The 297-nt window shown below is 40.7% G+C and carries 1 protein-coding gene; it reads right to left on the reverse strand.

Annotated elements, in window-relative coordinates:
* Window positions 1-297: ferritin family protein (locus A500_RS19225; protein WP_016209231.1), on the reverse strand; the 297-nt coding region annotated here is incomplete at both ends.

Genomic DNA, 297 nt, shown 5'->3' on the forward strand with positions numbered 1-297 from the left:
CTGCAAATTTTGCTGCATGTTCTGCTTCTTCAAATGCTATTCTCTTATATGCTTCTGCTACTTCTGGGAATCCTTCTCTATCTGCTTGTCTTGACATTGCTAAGTACATTCCTACTTCTGTACATTCTCCTACAAAGTTAGCTTGTAATCCTTCCATTACTCTTGGATCTACATCTTTTGCTACTCCTACTCTATGCTCATCTGCCCATGCTAAATCTGCTGATTGTTCCACAAACTTATCAGCTCCTACCTTACATACTGGACATTGTGCTGGTGCCATATCCCCTTCATGAACGT

It is taken from the genome of Clostridium sartagoforme AAU1, assembly GCF_000401215.1.
Taxonomy (GTDB): Bacteria; Bacillota; Clostridia; order Clostridiales; family Clostridiaceae; genus Clostridium; species Clostridium sartagoforme.